The following is a 21,799-nucleotide window of genomic DNA, read 5'->3' as shown; positions in this document are numbered from 1 at the left end:
CGCCCGGAGGACCCTGCCATGAACCGGCACAGACAGATCCGGCGGGCCCTGCCGGCCGCGCTGACCGCGGCCGTGCTCGCGGCGCCGCCGGCCCTGACCGCGGCGCCCGCGCAGGCGGTCGTCGGCACCCCCGACACCTCGTACGCCTTCACCGCGCAGCTCACCGTCGGCCACTACGAGCGCGGCTGCTCCGGCGTCCTCGTCGACGCCGAGTGGCTGCTGACCGCGGCCAGCTGCTTCGTCGACGACCCGGCCGCCGGCCTGGCCGTACCGCCGGGGAAGCCGGCGCTGCGGACCGTCGCCACCGTCGGCCGGACCGATCCGGCCACCCGGAGCGGCCAGACGCGGACCGTCGTCGAACTGGTCCCCCGCGACGACCGCGACGCGGTGCTGGCCCGGCTGTCCCGGCCGGTCACCGGCATCACCCCGGTCGCCATCGGCGCCACGCCCCCCGCGGCCGGGGAGGAGCTGCGGGTGGCCGGCTACGGGCGCACCGCCGATACCTGGGCCCCGGAGAAGCCGCACGCCGGCACCTTCGACGTCGACTCGGTCAACGGCAGCGACGTCGGCCTGTCGGGCCGGGACGGCGCGGCCGTCTGCCGGGGCGACACCGGCGGCCCCGCGCTGCGCGCGACCGGCACCGGCGTCGAGCTCGTCGCCCTGAGCAGCCGCTCGTTCCAGGTCGGCTGCTACGGCACCGAGACGCCGGACGGCACCCCGAACACCGCGGTCGGCACCCGCGTGGACGACCTGCGCACCTGGGTGGACGCCACGCTCGACGAGCCCCGCGGCAACGACTTCAACTGCGACGGCACCGAGGACGTCGCGGTCGCCGACCCCCTCGCGACGGTCGCGGGCAGAGCCGGCGCCGGCCTCGTGCGCGTCGTCTACGGCGGCGGCAAGGGCACCGCCGAGATCACCCAGGACCTCGCGGACGCCGCCGGCGGCGCCGAGGCGAACGACCGGTTCGGCCACGCGCTGGCCGGCTACGACCGGGACGAGGACGGGTGCACCGACCTCGTCGTCGGCGCCCCGTACGAAGACGTCGGCGGTGCCGCCGACGCGGGCGCGGTCAGCGTCCTGTACGGCGCCCCGGACGGCCTGGCCGCCGGGCGGGCGCCGGCCGGCTACGCACAGGGCGACGGCCCCGGCGACATCGGCACCGAGGCGTCGGAGGCCGGGGACCGGATGGGCGCCGCGCTCGCCGCCGGGCAGACCGTCACCGGCGAGCCGTACCTGGTCGTCGGCGTGCCCGGGGAGGACATCGGCTCCGCCGTCGACGCCGGGTCCGTCTTCTACCTCCGCGGCACCGTCAGCCGCGCGGTCGACCAGTTCGACCCCGGGATGGCCGGAGACCCGGAGAACGGCGACGACTTCGGCGCCACCCTCGCCGCCACGCCGCAGCACATCGCCGTCGGCGTCCCCGGCGAGGCCCTGGGCAGCCGCGCCGACGCCGGCGGCGTGCAGATCATGGAGCACGCGCTGACCACCGCCGGGACCCCGAAGGCGACCGCGGTCGTCAACCAGGACCACGCGATGTTCGGCGGCAACACCGCCGAGCCCGGCGACCGGTTCTCCGAGGGCCTCGCCGCGGCCGGCTACCGGCCGGCCGGCTCCGCCGCGGCCACCGAGTCCGTCATCTCCCTGGGCGTACCGGGCGAGGACACCACCGTCGACGGCGCCGCCGCCAGCGACGCCGGGTGGGTCGCGAACATCCGGGTGACCGGAGACGGCGCCGTCGGCCTGGTGAACGTCATGATGCAGGGCTACGGCGGCACCGCCGGCGGGCCCGAGACCGGCGACCGCTTCGGCGCCGAACTCGCCGCCGCCAACGTCCGCCCGCGGGCGGCCGGGGACAGCGCCGCCCTGGTCCTGGCCGTCGGCGTCCCCGGCGAGAACCTCACCGGCCTGCCCGACGCCGGCGCCGTCCAGACGTTCAGCCACCTCCAGGCGTCCCCGGGCGCGTCCAGCCTGTGGATCCAGGAGGGCAACACCACCGGGATGCCCGGCAGCCTGGCCGCCGACCACCGGCTCGGCGCCCACCTCGACGCCGGCGGCCGGCACCTGTACATCGGCATGCCCTACGGGCCCTCCCCGTACGGCGCCGCCCACGCGATGCCCTGGGCCAACGCCCGCGGCTGGCCCGGCCAGTCCGCCGTGACCAGCCACGAGCCCGGCAGGAACGGCCTGCCGGCCGCGGGCACGCGGTTCGGCTCGACCGTGGAGTAACCCGCAACGGGCCGGTTCCCGCCCCGCGGCACGCCAAGGCGCCGCCGCGGGGCACGGCGGTCCCCGTACCCCCTCGACCTTGGGAGAGAGACTCCGATGCAGACGATCTACTGGAGCAGACGGCGCCTCCTCGGCGCCCTGGCCACCACCTCGGCCGCCGCCGCCCTGCCCCTCGCGTTACCCCGCCCCGCCGGCGCGGCCGCCGCCGCGGCCGACGACCCGGCCCCCGACGCCTTCTCCTTCCCCGACACCGACCGCGGCTCGGTGCTCCGGGCCTGGCTGACCGGCGGCAAGGCCACGAAGGCGGCCGCCGCCGCGGCCCTGAGCGGTACGGACGCGGACATCAGCCGCTTCCTCGCCGACGAACTGCCCGCGGTGACCGCCGAGGACAAACGGGTCGGCCTCACGAGCCAGCTGGCCACCGCGGGCACGGGGGTGCGGCGGGAGGCGACCGCCGCGCTCAGCGGCGGCGACGCGGCGATCTCCGCGTTCCTGGACGGGGGCTTCGAAGCCGCCGTCGCCGAGGACCTGCGCGTGACGACGGCCACGGTGATGAACAACGGCGGCACCGCCCTCCGGCGCGCCGGCGCGGCCGCCCTCGACGCCGGCACCGACGACGCCCTGCGCGACTTCCTCCTCGTCGGCCAGCACCCGGCCCGGGAGGAGGACATGCGGGTGGAGACGGCGACGATGCTGACGGACGCCGGCCCGCAGGTGCAGCTGTACGCCTCCCGCGCACTCGAAGGCACCGCCGAGGACCTCGACTGGTTCCTGGACACCGGCCAGCACCTCGCCCGCGCCCGCGACCAGGAGTCCGCCACGGTCGAGGAGCTCGTCGCGGTCGTCGAACGCGAGGGCAGGCGCGCGGAGGCCGAGACCGACCTCGCCGTGGAGACCTCCGAACGCGCCCAGACCGCCGCGCAGAAGGCCAAGGAGGCCGCGGAGCGGGCCGTGGCGGAGGCCGAGGAGGCCCGGGAGGACGTACGGAGAGCAGGCGCCGCTGCCCGCAAGGCGGCCGGCGCCGCCAAGGGCGCCGCCAGCGCGGCACGGAGCGCCATCAACGCCTCCCGTACGGCCATGACCGCCTCCCGGCGCGCAGCGCAGGCCGCCGCCGCGGCCTCCCAGGCCGCCGCCCGGGCCGGAAGCGCCGCCGCCCGCGCCTACAACGCCGCCATCGCGGCCTCCCGGGACGCCTCGAACGCCGCCGCCGCCCGCAACGCCGCGGTCGCCGCCCGCAACGCCGCCGCCCGGGCCCGGACCGCCGCAGCCGCCGCGGGCCACGCCAGCGACGCGTCGCGCAGGGCCGCCGGCGCCGGCTCGGCCGCCGCCTCCGCGGCCCGCAACGCGGCGGCCGCGGCCGGCGCCAGCGCCGACGCCGCCGCGGCGGCCGGCGCGGCACGGGCCGAGGCGGCCGAGGCGAGGCGGCAGGCGGCGATCGCGAACGGCGCCGCGAACCGGGCCACCGACGCCGCCGCCCGGGCCCAGACCCTCGCCAACCGGGCCGGAGCCGCCGCGAACACCGCCCGCAACGCCGCCCTCTCCGCCGCCCAGCACGCCGAGAACTCGGCGGAGGCGGCCGAGGAGGCCGTGAAGTACGCCGGCGAGGCCCGCGACTACGCCAACAAGTCCACCGCCCACGCCAACGCCGCCACCGACGCCGCCAACACCGCCACCCAGGCCGTCGAGGACGCCGTCACGGTGGCCGAGGAGGCGCGGGAGGCGGAGCTGGCGAACATCGACGAGGACCGGCTCCAGGGCCTCAGCGACGCCGCCCTGCTGCTGGAGGAGGAACAGGCCCGACGCCGCGCGACCGAGGGCGAGCGCACCCAGGAGCAGCAGACCTCGGAGGCGGTCAAGGAGTTGATCGTACGGGCCGAACAGGCCCTCGCCGCCGGGGACGGGGCCCTCGCGGCCACGCTGGGCCGCCAGGCCGCCGTCGGCCTGCTGACGGGCGGCGGGAGCTGGACACAGCAGGCGGCGCAGTTCGCGCTGGCCGGCTCGGACGCCGACGTCCACGCGTGGCTGGAGGTGGACCGGCAGATCGCCCTGGGCCAGGACGACCGGGAGCAGGCCCTGTATCTGGCCCAGGTCGCGCCCTCCTCGGTGGGCACGGCGGCCGAGGCCGCGCTGCAAAGCGACGACATCCAGGTCGTACGCGACTTCCTCACCGAAGGCGCGGCCGAGGCCGGCGCGGAGGAGTACCGCGTGCAGCTCTTCCGCGTCCTGTCCGAGGACCCCGGCAGAGCCGTGCAGGCCGCGGCCGACGCGGCGCTCGCCGAGGGCACCGGCAGCGCGCTCCGGCACTTCTTCGAACGCACGCTCCTGGACGCCCTGCTGGAGGACGACGGCGTCGCCACCGCGGTCCTGCTGAACGACGGCGGTCCCTACACCCGTGCGTACGCCGAGGTCGCCCTGGCCGGCACGCCGTGGATGCGCCGGAACTTCGTCGGGAAGGTGCAGTACCTGACCGCGCGGGTCGACCAGGACTTCGCCGCCCACCGGGCGGCGATCGCGGGGACGATCGCCGCGGCGGCGAAGGTCGCGGAGAAGGCGCAGGAGGACGCGGCGCGGGCCCAGGAGGCCGCGGCGAAGGCGCGCAAGGCGGCCGACGAGGCGGCGGCGTGGGCGTCGAAGGCGCAGGCCGCGGCGGTCCGCGCCGCCGACTACGCCGACCGGGCGCGCGGCCACGCCGACGCCGCGGAGCGCTCCGCGGAGTCCGCCCGCGCCTCCGCCGCCCGGGCCGCCACGGCGGCGCAGCAGGCCCGGCGCGCGTCCCGCAAGGCGAACTACTCGGCGAACCAGGCCATAGCGGCGGCACATACCGCCCTGCAGTACGCGTACAGCGCGCAGGCGTCGGCGAGCAGCGCGCGCCGGTCCGCCCTCGCGGCGGGGAAGTCCGCGCGGGAGGCGGCGGCCGCGGCGAGCGACGCCCACCGCATCGCCGACCGGAAGCGGCAGGAAGAGATCGAGGCGGAGGCGGCGCGGGCCAAGCAGCGGGCGCTCCAGGACGAGGAAGAGCGCAGGGACCGCTCCAACACCGCCGAGAACGACGACATCGACAGCGGCGGCGGCTGGGGCGACCCCGGGCGCTGGGCCAAGATCACCTCGGGTATCAGCATCGGGCTCGCGGGCGTCTCCGCCGCGTGCAGCATCGCGTCGCTGTTCACGTCCGTCACCATCATCGGCTCCATCACCTTTGCCGGGCTGGCGGTCATCACCGGTGCGGCGTCGGCCTTGTTCGGCGTTGCCAGCGCGATCTTCGTCGGGATGGACAAGGGCATCTGGAGCAAGGACTTCGCGATCGCGATGGGGTGGGCCGCGGTGGGGGTGGTCACCTGGGGCCAGTCGAGCGCCATAGGCCAGTTGGCCAGGAACGCGCGGGGCATCGGCCGGGTGGGAGCGACGCTCGGCGGCGCGCTGGTGGGCGGCGCCTCCACCATCGGGGGGCTGCTCTTCTCCTGACGGCCCGCGCGCCCCCGCCCGTTGCCCCGTGCCCGTCGTCCCGCCGGGCCCCCTCCCCGCCGCGAGGTGGTAGGACGGTGCCGGCGGGACGACGGAACCGGGAACGGGAGTGGGCATGCCGGTGGGGAACGCGGAGAACATCGACGAGGTCGTGGACGGGCTTGCCGGGATCGTCCGGGAAGCCGTCCGCGACGGGGACCGCGCCGGGTATTTCGCGGCGCTGTACCGGCAGGTGACCGTGGAGGTCCGCGCGGCCATCCACGAGGGGCGGTTCGACGACGGGGCCCGCATGGACCGTTTCGACACCCTCTTCGGCAACCGCTACTTCGAGGCGTACGACGCCTGGCACCGCGACCGGAGCGGGCCGCGCTGCTGGCGCGAGGCGTTCGGGCTGCTGGACGACGACGGCACGGTCATCGTCCAGCACCTGATCCTCGGGGTGAACGCGCACATCAACCTCGACCTGGCCCTCGCCGCCGCGCGCACGTCCGAGGGCGCGGACATCCGGACGCTGCGCCGCGACTTCCTCCTGATCAACGACATCCTCGGCGGGGTGGTGCTGAAGGTGCAGGACTCGGTCGGCGCCGTGTCGCCGCTGCTGTCGCTGCTGGACGAGGTCGGGGCCCGTACGGACGAGCGGATCCTCGACTTCAGCGTCGTCCAGTCCCGCGAGGAGGCGTGGCACAACGCGGTCCTGCTCGCCGGGCAGAACGAGGAGGAGCGCGCGGCGACCCTCGAACGGCTCGACGTACGCGCCCAGGTGCTCGCCCGCCTCATCGCCCGCCCGGGCGGGCTCGTCCGGCCGGCGCTCCAGCTGATCCGCGCCACCGAGAGCGACGACGTGCCCGCCGTCATCGCCCACCTGGACAGGGCCGTGGAGCGGAGCGCCGCCGGGTAGGGGATCACTCGCCGTAGTCCGGGTCGAGGTGCCTGGGCAGGTCGCAGCGGAGGCACGGACGCCGGCCGCCGGGAAACCCGTGCTCCCAGTCCGTGCAGATCGTGACGCGGGCGCAACGGCCGGGCGGCGGGGTGAACAGCCGCGGACGGTCAGGTTCGGCCCGGGGTGCCGCGGGCGCCCTGCGGGCGGGCGCCCGGGGCGGCCGCGTCGTACGGGGCGGCGCTCAGCGGGCCGCCACGGCGTCGGCGCGTGCGGCCAGGGCGTCGAGGACGGCCTCGTGGGTCCGGTCGACCCCGATGTCCAGGACGAGCCCGCCGACGCCGTCGTCCTCGGTGCCGAAGGTGAAGAACGCGCAGCAGCCGCTCTCCAGCTCCGCCAGCTCCCGCACCCGCTCCGCCACGCCGTCCCCGCCCCGCAGCCCGAGCCGCAGCCGCAGCGGCCGGGACCGGTCCACCGCGACCAGCCGCTCCGCGAACAGCGCGTCCCACGCGGCGACCCGCAGGGGCTGCTCCTCGGTGGGCAGGGTGCAGGACCGCGGTACCCACTCCGGTTCGCTCATCGCACTCCCTCCTCGGGCGCGGGCGCTTGGAGGCCGCGCAGCTTGGCGGGGTTCAGCTGGATGTGCAGGTGCCGTACGAGGCCGTCGGCCAGGTCGTACGACATCGAGCCGATGACCGTGCCGCCCTGGTCGATGAGGATACCGGGCTGGCCGTTGACCGTGGCGGCGCGCAGCCGTACGCCCGCCGAGACGGGCTTCCGCAGCACGCCGAGCACCCAGCGGCCGACGTGGTCCGGGCCGTACAGCGGGCGGCGCGCCGCGCTGACCACGCCGCCGCCGTCGCTCCAGGCGACGACGTCGGGGGCGAGCAGCTCCAGGACCGCGTTGAGGTCGCCGCCCGCGGCGGCGGCCAGGAAGCGGGTGGTGACCTCCGCGCGGCGGCCGGGGTCGGCGTCGAAGCGGGGGCGGCGGGACTCGACGTGCCCGCGGGCGCGGCGGGCGATCTGCCGGACGGTCGGCTCGGGGCGGTCGAGGAACCCGGCGATCTCGGCGTGCGTGAAGCCGAACGCCTCGCGGAGCACGAACACCGCGCGCTCGACGGGCGAGAGGGTCTCCAGGACCACGAGCATCGCGGTCGAGACGGTCTCCGTCAGCTCGGCGCCGTCGGCGACGTCCGGGGAGGTGAGCAGCGGCTCGGGGAGCCAGGGGCCGACGTAGCGCTCGCGGGTGGCGCGGGCGGAGGTGAGGCGGTTGAGGGAGAGGTTGGTGACGGTGCGGACGAGGTACGCGCGGGGGTTGCGGACGGCGGCGCGGTCGGTCCGGTGCCAGGCCAGCCAGGCGTCCTGGAGTACGTCCTCGGTGTCGGCGACGCTGCCGAGGAGGCGGTACGCGGTGCCGAAGAGGAGCCGGCGGTGGGCGGCGAAGGGGTCGTCGGCGGAGGGTTCCGCGGCCGGGGGCGGCGCTTCCGGCGGGGGTGAGCCCTCCGGCGCAGGCGGGCCTTCCGGCGGAGGCGGGCCTTCCGTCGGGGGCGGGTCTTCCGGCGGCTGCACCGCCGCGGGTTCGGGCCCTTCCGGCCGTTGCCCTTCCGCCGGCCGCCGCCCGGCCGCGCGCCGCCGGCCCACCGCCCGTTCCCCGTCGCTCATCGCCCCATACTTCCCGCGCCCCACCCGCCCGGCAAGGTTCACCGCGTCGTGCGTCCGCCCCGCGACAGCACCGAGGTGACGTTCATCCGCCTGCTCAGCCGGTACGTCACCAGCGGGCTCGCGCTCACCGCCGCCTTGTAGCGCACCGCCCACCGCCCCCGCAGGTACGCCCGCCGCGGCGTGTCGTCCGCGTACGTGAACTGGATCACCGCGTCCCGCCGCCCCAGGCTCACCGGCTGGTGGAAGTAGCCGAACCGGAACCGCTTCACCGCCCGCCCCCGCAGCGTCCGGGCGATGGCGTCCGCGACGTGCTGGGCGGTCGGCAGCCCGCTCTGGCACGTGCCGTGCACCTGCCCCCACGCCTGCCGTACGGCCGCCGCGTCCCCGACCGCGTACACCTCCGGGTGCGACACCGACCGCAGCCGGTCGTCCACCACCACCAGCCCGCGGCCGTCCGTCTCGATCCCCGCGCGGGCGGCGAGACCGGACACCCGGACGCCCGCCGTCCACAGCGTCAGGTCGGACGGCACCCGCTCGCCACCGGCCAGTTCGACGGTGCCGGGCAGCACCTTCGTGACCTCGACCCCGGCGCGTACGGTCACGCCGAGGCGCGCCAGCGCGCGGTCCAGGTGCGCGCGGGCGCGCGTGCCCATCATCGCGCCGGGCACGCCGCGGCTGAGGAGGGTGACCCGGAGGCCGGGGTGGCTCTCGGCGAGTTCGGTCGCGGCCTCGACGCCGGTCAGGCCGCCGCCGCTGACGGTGACCCGGCCCCCGGCGGCGGCCAGGGCGGCGAGGCGGGTGCCGGCCGCGTGGGCGGTGCGCGGGTCATCGAGGGTGACGGCGTGGTCGGCGGCGCCGTCGACGCGGGTGGTGTCGGCGCTGCTGCCGAGGGCGTAGACGAGGGTGTCGTACGGGACGACGGTGACGTCCTCCGGCGCGCCGGCCGGTTCGGCGTCGCCCCCGCCGCCGGTCCGCTCGACCGTCACCCGCCGCGCCCGCGGGTCGATGGCGACGGCGCGGCCCTGCACGAACTCGACGCCCGTGCCCGCGAGCAGGTCCGCGATGCGGTGGTCGGCGAGCCGCTGGCCGGCGGCGACCTGGTGCATGCGGAGCCGCTCGGTGAACCGCGGCGAGGGGTTGACGAGCGTGATGCGGGTGCCCAGGCGGCGGGTGCGGTGGGCGGTGCGGACGGCGGCGAGCATGCCGCTGTAGCCGGCGCCTACGACGACGACGCGGTGGCCGCGGGGCTGGGTGGTGGTCATCTCGGTCCCTCCGGTGGTCTGCGGCCCGCGCGGGAGCGCGGGAGCGACCATGGGACAGCCGGCCGGGGCGGTACGTGACAGGCGGGTACGTGAGCCGCGTCACGCGCGGCGCGGGGCGCGGATACGGGGTGGGAGACGGGCGCCGGCGCGGTACGGGACCGTGCGACGGCCCGGGTACGGGTCCGTACGCCCGCGCGCGTCCGGCCTACCGGCCGGGGCCGCCGCCGTCCTTCCGGCCGTCGTCCTCGTCGCGGTCGTCGTGCCCGTCGCGACCGTCGGGCCCGCCGCGCTCGTCGGGCCCGCCGCGGCCGTCGCCCGCGTCCCGGGCGCCGTCGCGACCGTCGTCGTCCCCGGTGCCGCCCGCGTCCTCGCTCCGGGCGTCCTTCGCGTTCTCGTCGCCCAGCTTCCTCAGGAACTCCGGATTGTCGTCCGGCGCCACCCACGTCGACCGCCGCCCCAGGCCGCCGAACCCGCCACCGGCCCCGCCGCCACCGCCCGCCGCGGCCGGGCGGCGGTTCTTGCCCGCGAACAGCCAGCCGAGCGAGCCCAGCAGCGGAAACAGGACGATGAGCACGATCCACGCGACCTTCGGAAGGTGCTTGGCGTCCTCCTTCTTCGTGGTGGCGCAGTCGATCGCCGCGTATATCACCACTCCGAGGATGAGGAAGACCGGCAGGTAGCGGAGCACGCGGCAAACCCCCTGAATGTCGCGGGGCTACGCCGTGGCCCCCACTGCGTCTCCGCGTCAGGTTAACGTCTCAGCGCCGGTCCTCGTCGGGTCCTTGGCGTCCCTCGGGGCCTTCCTCGTCCTTCTGCGGCTCTTCCTCCGCCGGCTCGCTGCGCCGCCGGTCCTCCTCCAGCGACCGCAGGAAGTCCGGGTTGTCGTCCGGGGCCACCCACCGGCCGCGCCGCGGCCGCCGCGCGCCGCCCCCGCCGCCGGCTCCCTCCTCGCCGCCGGCGAGCACGGGACGGCCGCGCGGGCGGCCGCCGACGAGCCAGGCGAGCGGCCCGAAGAGCACCGAGCCGAAGAGCACGATGATCGCCACCCACACCAGCTTGGGCAGGTTCCGCACTTCCTTCTCCGGGGTGTTCAGACAATCGATGAAGGCATAGATCCACACCGCCAGGACCAGCAGAAACGGCAGATACCTGAGCATGTGCGGCCCTTCGACGTGCGGCGGTGCGGCGATGCGGCGCGGTCCCGCGTCCGGTCCGGTGCGGTACCCCGCCCGGACCCGCTGTCCGTCCAGGGTAATCCGTACCCCGGACACCGCCCGCGCGCCGCTGACGCCCCGTCCCCGTACCCCTTCGCGGATCGCGCCCGGCCCCTGGCGGATACTGGGGCGCATGGCTTACGACGATCTCCGCTCGCTGCTGCGGGCCCTGGAGCGCGACGGCGACCTCAAGCGCATCAAGGCCGAGGTCGACCCGCACCTCGAAGTCGGCGAGATCACCGACCGGGTGAACAAGGCCGGCGGTCCGGCGCTGCTCTTCGAGAACGTCAAGGGCTCCGCGATGCCGCTGGCGATGAACGTCTACGGCACCGACCGCCGGCTCCTCAAGGCCCTCGGCCTCACCTCGTACGCCGAGATCGGCGAGCGCATCGGAGGGCTCCTCAAGCCGGAGCTGCCGCAGGGCTTCACCGGCGTACGCGAGGCGTTCGGCAAGCTCGGCTCGATGGCGCACGTGCCGCCGCGGAAGGCGAAGGACGGGCCGGTCCAGGAGGTCGTGCTCACCGGCGACGACGTCGACCTCGACGCGCTGCCCGCGCTGTTCACCTGGCCGCAGGACGGCGGGTCGTTCTTCAACCTCGGTCTCACCCACACCAAGGACCCCGAGACCGGCGTCCGCAACCTCGGCCTCTACCGCCTCCAGCGCCACGACCGCCGCACCCTCGGCATGCACTGGCAGATCCACAAGGACAGCCGCAACCACTACCAGGTCGCCGCCCGCCGCGGCGAGAAGCTGCCCGTCGCCATCGCCTTCGGCTGCCCGCCGGCCGTGACGTACGCGTCGAGCGCGCCGCTGCCCGGCGACATGGACGAGTACATGCTCGCCGGCTTCGTCGGCGGCAAGCGCGTCGAGATGGTCGACTGCAAGACCGTGCCGCTCCAGGTCCCCGCGCACGCGGAGGTGGTGCTCGAAGGCTGGCTGGAGCCCGGCCGGGAGCTGCCCGAGGGCCCCTTCGGCGACCACACCGGGTTCTACACCCCGCAGGAGCCGTTCCCGGCCCTGACCATCGACGCCGTCACGATGCGCCGCCGCCCGCTGCTCCAGTCCATCGTCGTCGGCCGCCCGCCGACCGAGGACGGGCCGCTGGGGCGGGCCACCGAGCGGTTCTTCCTGCCGCTGCTGAAGGTGATCGTGCCGGACATCGTCGACTACCACCTGCCGGAGTCGGGCGGCTTCCACAACTGCGCGATCGTCTCGATCGACAAGAAGTACCCGAAGCACGCGCAGAAGGTGATGTCCGCGATCTGGGGCGCGCACATGATGTCGCTCACCAAGCTGATCATCGTGGTCGACGCCGACTGCGACGTGCACAACCTGCACGAGGTCGCCTGGCGGGCGCTGGGCAACACCGACTACGCCCGCGACCTGTCCGTCGTCGAGGGCCCGGTGGACCACCTCGACCACTCCTCGTACCAGCAGTTCTGGGGCGGCAAGGCAGGCATCGACGCGACGGCGAAGCTGCCCGAGGAGGGGTACACCCGCGGCTGGCCCGACATGATCGTCTCCGATCCGGATACCGCGGCGAAGGTCGACGCGCGGTGGCGGGAGTACGGCCTGTGACGGCCGCGGGGAGCGTCGTCGGCCCGGGGCCGGCCCGGTCGGGCAGCGGGGTGCGGGCGTTCCTGCGGCTGGTGATGATCGAGCACTCCGTCTTCGCGCTGCCGTTCGCGTACACCGCCGCGCTGACGGCGATGCTGGTCGACGGGGACGGGACCGTCGCGTGGGGGACGCTGCTGCTCGTCACGGTCGCGATGGTGGCGCTGCGCACGTTCGCGATGGCCGCGAACCGGATCATCGACCGCGAGATCGACGGCCGCAACCCCCGCACCGCGCACCGCGAACTGGTCACCGGCGCGGTGTCGGTGCGCTCGGCGTGGACGGGCGCGCTGATCGCGCTCGCGGTCTTCCTCGGCGCGGCGGCGCTGCTGAACCCGCTGTGCCTGGCGCTGGCGCCGGTGGCGGCGGTGCCGATGGTGGTCTATCCGTACGGCAAGCGGTTCACGACGTACCCGCACGCGATCCTCGGGCTGGCGCAGGCGATCGGGCCGATCGGCGCGTGGCTGGCGGTGACGGGGGAGTGGTCGTGGCCCGCGGTGCTGCTGGGGCTCGCGGTGGGGGTGTGGATCGGCGGCTTCGACCTGATCTACGCCTGCCAGGACGTCGACACCGACCGCGCCCAGGGCATCCGCTCGGTCCCGGCCCGCTTCGGCGTCGCGGGAGCGCTGTACGGGGCGCGGGGGGCGCACGTCGTGACGATGGCGCTGTTCGTCTGGTACGCGCTGGCGACGGACGCGGGTGCGCTGTTCTGGGGCGGTCTGGCGGTAGTGGCGGGGGTGTTCGCGTACGAGCACAGCATCGTGCGCCCGGGCGACCTGAGCCGGGTGAACCGGGCGTTCTTCACGCTGAACGGTGTGATCGGGATCGTGCTGTTCTGCTGCGCGGCGGCGGATCTGCTCGTCCGCGACCTGAGCCTGTGAGCCGCCGCCCGGTCCCGCAGGCGGCGCTTGCCGCTGCCCCAGGGGGCGGAGTTCTTCGTACGCTCACGGCTTGGCGAACGGGAGCGCGATCACGCGCGGGTACGACCACAGCACGCCGTTCTTCGCCCGGCGGCAGCCGACGATCGCGAAGGCGAAGGACGTCAGCAGGTGCACCCCCCACGCGATCATCGGCACCGCCGGCACCCACTCCGGCCAGCCCTGCTCCTCCGCCATGTAGATGCTCCCGCCCAGCAGCGCGCCGAAGAACACCGACGCGGCGACCTGGGTGATGCCCCAGTTCAGGCCCTCGGTGCCGTGGTGGCGCACGAACGGGTCCCGGGCCTTGCCGCGGATGTTGAGCGGGCCGATCCAGGAGAGCAGGAAGCCGATGCAGCAGGCGCCGGTGCCGGCGACGAAGATGATCAGCGCGGACAGGTGCGCCCACATCGCCGTGTCGGGCGGCGGCTTCCCGGGCGGGCCCTGCGGGTAGAGCTGCGGCGGCGGGTACGGGCTGCCGGGGGGCGGCTGCGGGTACGGCACGGGGCCGCCCGCGGGCGGCGCGTACGGCCCGGGGCCGCCGGCCTGCGGCGGGTACGGCACGGGGCCGGGGGGCGCCGGTGCGGGGCCGGGCGGCGGGCCCGGCGGAGCCCCGGGCGCATGGCCGCCCGGCGGGCCGCCGCCGGGGTCCGCGCCCGGCGGGCCGCCCGGCGGGGACGTACCCGGGTCCTTCTCGCTCGGCGGGTCCTGCTCGCTCATGCGCCCCTCCCCCGGGTGCCGTCCGCGCCGTGACAGCCGCAAACCCTAGCCCGCGCGCAGCGCCCCCCGCCTCCGGTCGCTGAAATAGAACGCCGACAGCACGCCGCCCAGCAGCCCGAACAGGTGCCCCTGCCAGGAGATCGACTGCTCCACCACCTCGTCCGTGGGCAGCACCCCCCACAGCATCGAGCCGTACAGGAACGCGACCAGCACACCCATCAGCACGTCCGACAGCCGCCGGTCGACGAAGCCGCGCACCACCACGTAGCCGAACAGCCCGAAGACGACCCCCGACGCCCCCGCCGTGGCCGAGTGCGCCGGGGCTATCAGCCACACCCCGAGCCCGCTCACCAGCACGATCACCGCGACCACGCCCAGGAACCGGGTCACCCCGCGCATCGCCGCGAGGAAGCCCAGGACGAGCAGCGGCACCGAGTTCGCCGAGAGGTGGTCCCAGCCGAAGTGCATGAACGACGCCGGGATCACGTCCCGCAGCTCGCCGAGCTCGCGCGGCGAGATCGCGTAGGTGTCGAGCTTGTTGTCGCGGATCTGGTCGACCGCTTCCAGCACCCACAGCAGCGCCACCCAGGCCAGCATCACCACGCCGGCCCGCATCACGTATATCCGGCCGCGCGGCGCCCGCGGCGCCGCATTGCCCGGCTGCGCGGCGGGGCTGCCACGCCCATAAGGTTCGTACATCACCCGAGCCCCCTCACGGACCGTGTGTCCTCCCTGGGAAACGCAGGTGGCCCGCGTCGCGGTTCCCGGCGCCGGATAGGCTCGCCACGTGGAGCCCCCGCACCAGACGCCGTACGAGGACCCGAACGAGGCCCCGTACACCGCACCGCCCCCGGACCCGCCGGCCCCGGCCCGGCGCCGGCCCTGGGTCGTCGGCGTCTCCGGCGCCTCCGGCACCCCGTACGCCGCCGCCGTGCTGCGCGCGCTGCTGCGGGCCGGGGAGGCTGTCGACCTCGTCGTCAGCCGCGCCGCGCGGCTGACGGTGCTCGACGAGACCGGCGGCCCGTTCCGCGACGCGCACTGGCGCGAGGACCTGCGGCGCTGGCTCGCCGCCGGCGCGGACGGCCGGCCCGACGCGTTCAGTACTGATATCGACCTGTCGGACGTACGGCACTGGGCCGCCGGCGACCTGGCGGGCGGGCCCTCCTCCGGTTCGTACGCCGCGAAGGGCATGATCGTCGTGCCCGCCTCCACGGCCGCGGTGGCCGGCATCGCGCTCGGGCTCTCCAAGGACCTGCTCCAGCGCGCCGCGAGCGTGACGCTGAAGGAGGGCCGGCCGCTGGTCGTCGTCGTACGGGAGACGCCGCTGCCCGGGCCGACGCTGCGCCAGATGGTCGCGCTCGACGAGGCGGGCGCCACGGTGCTCCCGGCCGCCCCCGCCTTCTACGCCGGTGCCACCGGCATCCAGGACCTCGTGGACTTCGTCGCCGGACGCGCCCTCGACTCCGCGGGCGTACCGCACAAGCTCTACCGCCGATGGGAAGGGGAGCTGGGGCGCGCCCGCTGACACCCGCCGACACAGCAGCACGGAAGGCTTGAGATCACACATGGACGCCGTCGACAGACAGCTCATCCAGGCCCTGCGGGAGAACGGCCGGGCCTCGTACGCCGAGCTGGGCCGGCTCGTCGGGCTCTCGGGCCCCAGCGTCACCGACCGGATCAACCGCCTGGAGAGCGCCGGGGTGATCACCGGCTACCGCGCCACCGTCGACGCCGCCCTGCTGGGCCAGGGCGTCACGGCGCTCATCGGGCTCTCGCTCTCCGAGGCGGGGGACCACGACGACATCGCGGAGCGGCTGCGCGAGCAGCCGGAGATCGAGGACTGCTTCTTCATCACCGGGGAGGCGTCGTTCATGCTCAAGGTGCGGGCGCCGGACGTGGACGGCCTCGGGCAGCTGGTGCGGCGGCTGTCGCGGATCAAGGGCGTCTCGCACACGGACACCACGGTGGTGCTGTCCACGATGTGGGAGAGCAGGGTGGGGGAAATCGCCGAGGAGTAGGCCGCGTAGGCTCGATGCGCGCAGATGCGCAGGAAAGCGACGTACGGCAGGGAGGCGGCCCGTGGACGCAGGGCGCAGGCGGGAGCTGGCGGAGAAGGCGCGCACGGGCGCGCGGCTGAGCCGGGAGGACGGCGTCGCGCTGTACGGGAGCGGTGACCTGGCGTGGCTCGGCGGGCTCGCGCACGAGGCGCGCACGCGGCGGCACGGGGAGCGCGGGTACTTCGCCGCGGGCCCGGGCGCGGCGGACGACGCGGTCGCGGCCGTGGAGGTGACGTACGGCGAGGAGCCGGCGGCACAGGTCGTCGACGCGCTGCTGGCCGTCCGCGACCGGCAGGACGCCGGCGCCGGCCTGCTGGCGGTCGCGCCGCTGGCGGCCGGGCCCGTCACGGGCGCGGAGGTGCTGAAGACGTTCGCGGTGGCGCGGTTGCTGCTGGACAACGTCGCGCACGTACGGGCCGCGTGGCCGGCGTACGGCACGCAGACGGCGCAGCTCGCGCTCCAGCACGGCGCGGACGACTTCGCACCGGCGCCCGGAGCGGACGGCACCGGCGCCGACGCCCTCCCGGCCGACGAGCTCGTGGACCTGATTCAGGACGCGGGCCTGCACCCCGTGGAGCGCGACGCCCGCTACACCGCCGTCCGCGAGCACGCGGGCCCGGACCCGGAGCGGCGCGAGACGCCGCAGGCCATGCGCTTCTGAGGACGCCATGACCCTGCGCTACGAGCTGGACCCCGCGCTCACCCCTGCCCTGCGCGACGGCATATGCACGCTCTGGGCCGACGTCAGCAACGCCGGCGGCGCCGTGGGCTTCGTACCCCCGGTGACGGCCGACGACATCCGCCCGGAGCTGATCAAGCACCTCGCCGCGCTGGCCGAGGGCCGCACCCGGCTGGTCGCCGGGCTCGACGCGGCGGGCCGCCCGGCCGCCACCGCCTTCCTGACCCTCAACACGCACCGGCTGATGCGGCACTGGTGCTGGCTCTACACCGTCATGGTCCACCCCGCCCGCCAGGGCACCGGCGAGGGCCGCCGCCTGATGGCCGCCGCGGCGGACGCGGCGCGCGGCCTGCCGGGGATGCGGGGGATCCGGCTGACGTGCCGGGGCGGGACGGGAGTCGACTCCTTCTACGCGTCGTGCGGCTACAAGGAGGTCGGCCGCGTACCGGACGCGATACGCGTCGCGGACGACGACTACCGCGACGACATCACGATGTGGCTACCGCTGCATACTTGAAAGGCCCGCCCGGTCCCTACGGAGCAGAGAGCAGAGAGAAGTTGTCAGCCGTGACCACCAAGCCGAACCCCGCCGTCCGCTACACCGCCATGCGCCTCGGCGTCTTCGCCGCGTCGTTCGTGATCCTGGCCGTCCTGGTCCGCGTCGGCGCGCTCCCGGCGGGGCTGGGGGACTCGAACTACCTGTGGGTCATGCTGCTGGCGATCGTCGTCTCCGCGCCGCTGAGCTTCGTCCTGCTGCGCAGGCAGCGGGACGAGATGTCGGAGCAGATCGTGGGCAGGGTGGAGAAGTCGAAGGAGCGGCTGGCCCAGAACCGCAGCCGCGAGGACGACGCGGACGACGAGGCGCGCGGCGAGGCGTCGTAACGGCGGGGTGAGGGTCGTCACCCCCAAAGCCGCACTATGGGAATGTCAAAGCGGGAGTGTTAGTCTGCTCGTCATGACGACGACGGCAGCTGCGCTTCGCATGCCCACGAGCCCTCTGCTCGTGGCGCGCCTGCACGTCGACCTGTGCCGCTGTCTCTCCGCGGCATGTCAGAGCCGCCGGTCCCCCGCGCTCTGACGGTCACCGCACACCTTCCCCAGTAGCAGCCGCGCGCACCCCTGTCCGGCCGCCGCCCCCACGCGGGCGGACCCGAGGCGGGGCCCGGTGCGCGCCCAGTCACGGAGACGCCCGTGTCCACACCCACCCCTGCCCCCACCACCGCGCAGCCGCGCAGCGGCTTCCGGATACCCAAGGTGCCCTTCTGGGCCCAGATCCTCACCGGCCTCGTCCTCGGCGTGCTCCTCGGCTGGGCCGCCCGCACCGGCGACGTCGCCTGGCTGAAGGACACCCTGGAACAGATCGGCACCATCTTCGTCCAGCTGCTGAAGCTGGCGGTCGCGCCGCTGGTGTTCTTCGCCATCCTGGTGTCGATCACCAACCTCCGCAACGTCAACAACGCCGCCCGCCTCGCGACCCGCACCCTGCTGTGGTTCTTCGCCACCTCGCTGATCGCGGTCGCCATCGGCCTGACCATCGGCCTGCTCACCAACCCCGGCGCCGGAACCGGCCTCACCCCGAAGGACGGCGCCGCCCCGGAGAGCAGCGGCTCGTGGATCGACTTCCTCACCGGAATCGTCCCGACCGACATCATCACCCCCTTCACCGAACTGCAGGTCCTGCAGATCGTCTTCATGGCCGCGGCCCTCGGCGTCGCCGCGCTGAAGCTCGGCGAGAAGGCGCAGCCCGTCGTCGCGCTCAGCGAGACCATCCTGGAGCTGCTCCAGAAGGCGCTGTGGTGGGTCATCCGCCTCGCCCCCCTCGGCACCGTCGGCCTCATCGGCTTCGCCATCGCCGACTACGGCTGGAACCTGATCAGCAAGTACGCCACCTTCACCGCCGACGTCTACATCGGCTGCGCCCTCGTCCTCTTCGGCGTCTACCCCCTGCTGCTGGCCACCGTCGCCAAGGTCAACCCCCTGCAGTTCTTCCGCGGCGCCTGGCCCGCGATCCAGCTGGCCTTCGTCTCCCGCTCGTCGGTCGGCACGATGCCGGTCACCAAGAAGGTCACCGAACGCCTCGGCGTCCCGCAGGAGTACACCTCCTTCGCCGTCCCCTTCGGCGCGACGACGAAGATGGACGGCTGCGCCGCGATCTACCCCGCGCTGGCGGCCATCTTCATCGCCGAGATCTTCGACGTGACCCTGGGCATCCAGGACTACGTCCTGATCGCCTTCGTCTCCGTCATCGGCTCCGCCGCCACCGCGGGCCTCACGGGCGCCACGATCATGACCACCCTGACCCTCTCCACGCTGGGCCTCCCGCTGGAGGGCGTGGGCCTGCTCCTGGCGATCGACCCGATCCTCGACATGGTCCGCACCGCGACCAACGTCGCGGGTCAGGCGGTGGTCCCGGTCCTGGTCGCCTCCCGGGAGAACATCCTGGACCGCGAGGCGTACGACAACGCCACCAGCTTCGACCTCAACGACCCCGACCCGGTGGACACCAACAAGCCCGCCCAGAGCCCCCGGGTCCCAGCACCGGCCTGACCGCCACCACGGTCGTGCAGCACGCGGCCGAGGCCCTCTTTTTCCGGGCCCCGGCCGCGTGCTGAGGGGCGCGCGCGAAGGCGGAGCCGACCGCGACGACCCGGTCCGGGTCTCCTTCGCGGTACGTGAACGCGATCGCGTCGACGAGGCGCACGGTCCGGCGACGACCAAGGATCGGATGATCCGAAGGAAGCGGCCCCGGTCTGTTCCGTCATGCGTCGCGATGCTGCTGGAACCACCGCGTCACCTCGTCGGCGTGAGTGTCCGGCGGGAAGACCGGGTAGAAGACGTGCTCGATCGTGGCGCCGCGCAGGACCAGGGTCAGACGCCGGTAGAGCGTCTGGCCGTGGGCCTCGAACGTCGGGAGCTTCAGTTCGTCCGCGAGCGTGAGCCGCGGGTCGGAGAGCATCGGGTAGGGCAGGTGCAGGCGGTCCACGAGCGCCTGCTGGTACTCGGCCCGGTCCGAGGACAGGGCGAGCACGCGGTCGACGCCTTCCGCCCTCAGCGCGGCGAGGTTGTCGCGGAAGTTGCACGCTTCCTGGCTGCATCCGCGGGCGCCGGGGATCTCGTTCCAGCCCTCCGGGATATCGGCGGCCGGGTCTCCGGTGAGGGGGTACAGGAAGAGCACCCAGCGGCCGTCGGAGACCGTGTCGAGGGTGATGTCGCTGCCGTCCGTGCCGGTGAAGACCAGGGCGGGGAGCGTCCGGCCGGTCAGGTGGGCGGCGGCGCCGTCGTCGACCGGGGCCGGCAGGTCGACGGGCAGGGGGTCGGCTCGGGGCAGCATCTCGTCGGGCTCCTTCGTGGGTTCGGTGGCGGCGGGGAAACCTCGCCTGGCCGCCGCGTCCCGGCGGCGGATCAGCCGGTCCCGGCTGTGGGTCAGCCGGGCGACAAGCAGGTCCAGTGCCTCGATCTTCTGCTGGTAGGCGACCACGGACTCCGTGCAGTGGTCGGCCTCCTCGTGGCCCGCGCGCAGGCACGCCAGAAAGGGCCTGGTCTCCTTGGGTGTGAGGCCGAGTGCCCCGAGGCCGCGGATCTCCTCGGCCAGCCGGACGTCCTCCGCGGTGTAGTCGCGGTAGCCGTTGGGGGTACGGCCGGGGCTGAGCAGGCCGCAGTCCTGGTAATAGCGCAGCGCCTTGATCGTCACGCCTGCGGCGGCAGCCGCCTCACCTGCACGCATGTGCACCTCCTCGTCCTCCCAGAACGCTAAACCCGGACCCCGGGGGACGGGTCAAGGGCGGACCGTGGGCTTCTCCACCGCCGCCGGAGGCAGCGGCGGTTGCGGCGGGACGCATACGCCCTGTCGCCGCCGAGGTGGTCAGGCAGGTGGACCTTGCTGGTCAGGCCGACCGGGAGCGGCCCGGAGCTTCGTCCGGGCGAGGGTGGACGGGCCGACTGCGTCCGATCAGCCGACTGGTCAGGACCTAGCTGCCTCCCATGAAGATCTGCTGCATATTGGTCGCGTCCGCGGTCGTGATCTGGTCGGCCTCGGGAGGGGTGATCGCCACCGTGACGCCGAAGTCCCAGAACTCGGTGACCTTCCAGATCTGACGATTGCCGGCGGCGTTCTGGATCGCGATTCGGCGCGCCAGGCCCGCGTCGTCCAGCCACACCTCTGCCGGCTGCTCGCGCGAGCGGCGGAACGGCACTTCCGGCACTTCGGTCCCCGTGGGCAGCGGTTCGTCCGCTGACGGGGTGCCGACGGTGAGCCGGTAGTGAGTGGTGGTGGCGTCACGGATGGTGTCCGTACCGGCCTCGGTGACGTCATCACCGGCACCGAACAGGGCGTCCAGTGGCCAGAGCGGATCGTGAGTGCTGCGTGGGCCGTCCCGGTCACTGTCGGGGGGCGCGAACCAGGAATCGCCCGAACGCATCAGCGCGGTCGCTCCGTCGTAGAGCAATTCGTGCGGTCTGGTGAGTGCCTCCGGCACGTTCTGCATGTTGTCCCGGATATGCGCGGGCATAAGAAACTGAGACACCTGCGCTACGCGGGCCGCGAAATCGACCACGCCCTCGCAGTCCCAATCCCGCACCCGCTCCTTGAGCGTGGGCGCACCGACTTGTAACCCATACGACAACCGCGCCGAACCGGCCGCCGAGGTACGGGCGGCAGCGGCTTGCACGCGAGCAGTGACGTCCTGGGGGCTTCCTGTCATGATCCGATCTCCTTTTTCGCGGGTAATCCAAGCTACCCGGCCCGGAGTCCGCAGAAGAGCCCCGGCGCACGCCGGAGATGAGGGCCACAACTCGCCCGAGGGCGGGGCCGGATCACCCCCCGGGAGTCAGACGCCGCGCGGCGTGACAGCGAGTCCGGGGTGTGGCCGATGGCCTTCCCGGCGATGGGGAGGAGGACCGGACGGCGGACCGGTCCGGCCGGGGACGGGCCTCTCCGGCCGGGGTGCGGCTCCAGGCGCCCGACGGCTCCCGGTCCGAGGCGGTCAGGGGTTCAGGTTCAGGACGCGTACCTGTCGGCCCTCCCACCGTTCCGGGGCGGTGGGTTGTCCCGGTGCTGGTCGCCTCCCGGGAGGAGATCCTGGACCGCGAGGCGTACGACAACGCCA

Annotated in this window: 20 protein-coding genes; 11 read left to right on the top strand and 9 right to left on the bottom strand. The window is 74.6% G+C overall.

Translation table 11 applies throughout. From position 1 onward, the window contains the following. Positions 1-18: 18 nt before the first annotated feature. The 3 genes from ACHZ99_RS10380 (at position 19) to ACHZ99_RS10370 (ending at position 6,589) form a co-directional block, all read left to right on the top strand. The gene (locus ACHZ99_RS10380; protein ID WP_420304169.1) at positions 19-2,229 is read left to right on the top strand and encodes a trypsin-like serine protease; all 2,211 of its coding nucleotides are present in this window, start codon (positions 19-21) and stop codon (positions 2,227-2,229) included. A gap of 96 nt (positions 2,230-2,325) precedes the next feature. Continuing rightward, on the top strand, positions 2,326-5,691 hold the full coding sequence (locus tag ACHZ99_RS10375) for an ALF repeat-containing protein (protein ID WP_420304168.1): 3,366 nt from the start codon (positions 2,326-2,328) through the stop codon (positions 5,689-5,691). A 115-nt stretch (positions 5,692-5,806) separates the two neighbouring features. Then, a complete protein-coding gene (locus tag ACHZ99_RS10370) occupies positions 5,807-6,589 on the top strand; it encodes a DUF5995 family protein (RefSeq protein WP_420304167.1) in 783 nt (260 codons plus the stop codon). A 223-nt stretch (positions 6,590-6,812) separates the two neighbouring features. Here the strand turns inward: ACHZ99_RS10370 and ACHZ99_RS10365 are convergent, their stop codons facing one another. From ACHZ99_RS10365 to ACHZ99_RS10345, 5 genes are all read right to left on the bottom strand, one after another. Further along, complete coding sequence (locus ACHZ99_RS10365) at positions 6,813-7,148, bottom strand: hypothetical protein (protein WP_420304166.1); 336 nt, start codon at positions 7,146-7,148, stop codon at positions 6,813-6,815. Next, positions 7,145-8,230 (bottom strand): RNA polymerase sigma factor SigJ, encoded by a 1,086-nt coding sequence (gene sigJ / locus ACHZ99_RS10360; protein ID WP_420304165.1) that lies wholly within the window; start codon positions 8,228-8,230, stop codon positions 7,145-7,147. The genes ACHZ99_RS10365 and sigJ overlap by 4 nt, the downstream gene beginning before the upstream one ends. A 38-nt stretch (positions 8,231-8,268) precedes the next feature. Continuing rightward, a complete protein-coding gene (locus ACHZ99_RS10355; protein WP_420304164.1) occupies positions 8,269-9,492 on the bottom strand; it encodes an NAD(P)/FAD-dependent oxidoreductase in 1,224 nt (407 codons plus the stop codon). A gap of 205 nt (positions 9,493-9,697) precedes the next feature. Beyond that, positions 9,698-10,180, bottom strand: coding sequence for a PLD nuclease N-terminal domain-containing protein (locus tag ACHZ99_RS10350; protein ID WP_420304163.1), 483 nt, complete (start codon positions 10,178-10,180; stop codon positions 9,698-9,700). A gap of 70 nt (positions 10,181-10,250) precedes the next feature. Further along, a complete protein-coding gene (locus ACHZ99_RS10345; RefSeq protein WP_420304162.1) occupies positions 10,251-10,649 on the bottom strand; it encodes a PLD nuclease N-terminal domain-containing protein in 399 nt (132 codons plus the stop codon). Positions 10,650-10,839: 190 nt separating this feature from the next. Here ACHZ99_RS10345 and ACHZ99_RS10340 point away from each other — a divergent pair, with 190 nt between their 5' ends. Next, a complete protein-coding gene (locus ACHZ99_RS10340; protein ID WP_420304161.1) occupies positions 10,840-12,285 on the top strand; it encodes a menaquinone biosynthesis decarboxylase in 1,446 nt (481 codons plus the stop codon). Then, positions 12,282-13,202 carry a menaquinone biosynthesis prenyltransferase MqnP gene (gene mqnP, locus ACHZ99_RS10335; protein WP_420304160.1) on the top strand — a complete coding sequence of 307 codons (921 nt, stop codon included), beginning with the start codon at positions 12,282-12,284 and terminating at the stop codon, positions 13,200-13,202. The genes ACHZ99_RS10340 and mqnP overlap by 4 nt, the downstream gene beginning before the upstream one ends. Positions 13,203-13,265: 63 nt before the next feature. On the opposite strand, the gene ACHZ99_RS10330 is transcribed toward mqnP, so the two are convergent. Next, a complete protein-coding gene (locus ACHZ99_RS10330) occupies positions 13,266-13,958 on the bottom strand; it encodes a DUF4870 domain-containing protein (RefSeq protein ID WP_420304159.1) in 693 nt (230 codons plus the stop codon). A 45-nt stretch (positions 13,959-14,003) separates the two neighbouring features. After that, positions 14,004-14,573, bottom strand: a complete 570-nt coding sequence (locus ACHZ99_RS10325) for a rhomboid family intramembrane serine protease (RefSeq protein ID WP_420304158.1) — start codon at positions 14,571-14,573, stop codon at positions 14,004-14,006. A 172-nt stretch (positions 14,574-14,745) separates the two neighbouring features. Here ACHZ99_RS10325 and ACHZ99_RS10320 point away from each other — a divergent pair, with 172 nt between their 5' ends. From ACHZ99_RS10320 to ACHZ99_RS10295, 6 genes are all read left to right on the top strand, one after another. Continuing rightward, entirely contained in the window at positions 14,746-15,483 is a 738-nt protein-coding gene (locus ACHZ99_RS10320; protein ID WP_420304157.1) for a UbiX family flavin prenyltransferase, read from the top strand. A 40-nt stretch (positions 15,484-15,523) separates the two neighbouring features. Next, entirely contained in the window at positions 15,524-15,976 is a 453-nt protein-coding gene (locus tag ACHZ99_RS10315) for an Lrp/AsnC family transcriptional regulator (RefSeq protein WP_420304156.1), read from the top strand. A gap of 61 nt (positions 15,977-16,037) precedes the next feature. Then, entirely contained in the window at positions 16,038-16,676 is a 639-nt protein-coding gene (locus ACHZ99_RS10310) for a hypothetical protein (RefSeq protein WP_420304155.1), read from the top strand. 7 nt (positions 16,677-16,683) lie between these two features. Beyond that, positions 16,684-17,211, top strand: a complete 528-nt coding sequence (locus ACHZ99_RS10305) for a GNAT family N-acetyltransferase (RefSeq protein ID WP_420304154.1) — start codon at positions 16,684-16,686, stop codon at positions 17,209-17,211. Between the two features lie 50 nt (positions 17,212-17,261). Further along, positions 17,262-17,576: a DUF4229 domain-containing protein gene (locus ACHZ99_RS10300; protein WP_420304153.1), complete on the top strand. Its 315-nt coding sequence runs from the start codon at positions 17,262-17,264 to the stop codon at positions 17,574-17,576. A gap of 309 nt (positions 17,577-17,885) precedes the next feature. Then, positions 17,886-19,241 carry a dicarboxylate/amino acid:cation symporter gene (locus ACHZ99_RS10295; protein WP_420304152.1) on the top strand — a complete coding sequence of 452 codons (1,356 nt, stop codon included), beginning with the start codon at positions 17,886-17,888 and terminating at the stop codon, positions 19,239-19,241. A gap of 211 nt (positions 19,242-19,452) precedes the next feature. Here the strand turns inward: ACHZ99_RS10295 and ACHZ99_RS10290 are convergent, their stop codons facing one another. Together ACHZ99_RS10290 and ACHZ99_RS10285 are read right to left on the bottom strand one after the other, a co-directional pair. Next, entirely contained in the window at positions 19,453-20,418 is a 966-nt protein-coding gene (locus ACHZ99_RS10290; RefSeq protein WP_420304151.1) for a MerR family transcriptional regulator, read from the bottom strand. Between the two features lie 244 nt (positions 20,419-20,662). After that, positions 20,663-21,394 carry a hypothetical protein gene (locus ACHZ99_RS10285; RefSeq protein WP_420304150.1) on the bottom strand — a complete coding sequence of 244 codons (732 nt, stop codon included), beginning with the start codon at positions 21,392-21,394 and terminating at the stop codon, positions 20,663-20,665. Positions 21,395-21,799: the final 405 nt, after the last annotated feature.

Source organism: Streptomyces sp. MAR4 CNX-425, from assembly GCF_048656465.1.
Lineage (GTDB): Bacteria > Actinomycetota > Actinomycetes > Streptomycetales > Streptomycetaceae > Streptomyces.
Note: the sequence above shows the minus strand (reverse complement) of the source record. Positions and strands in the feature narration are given on the sequence as shown.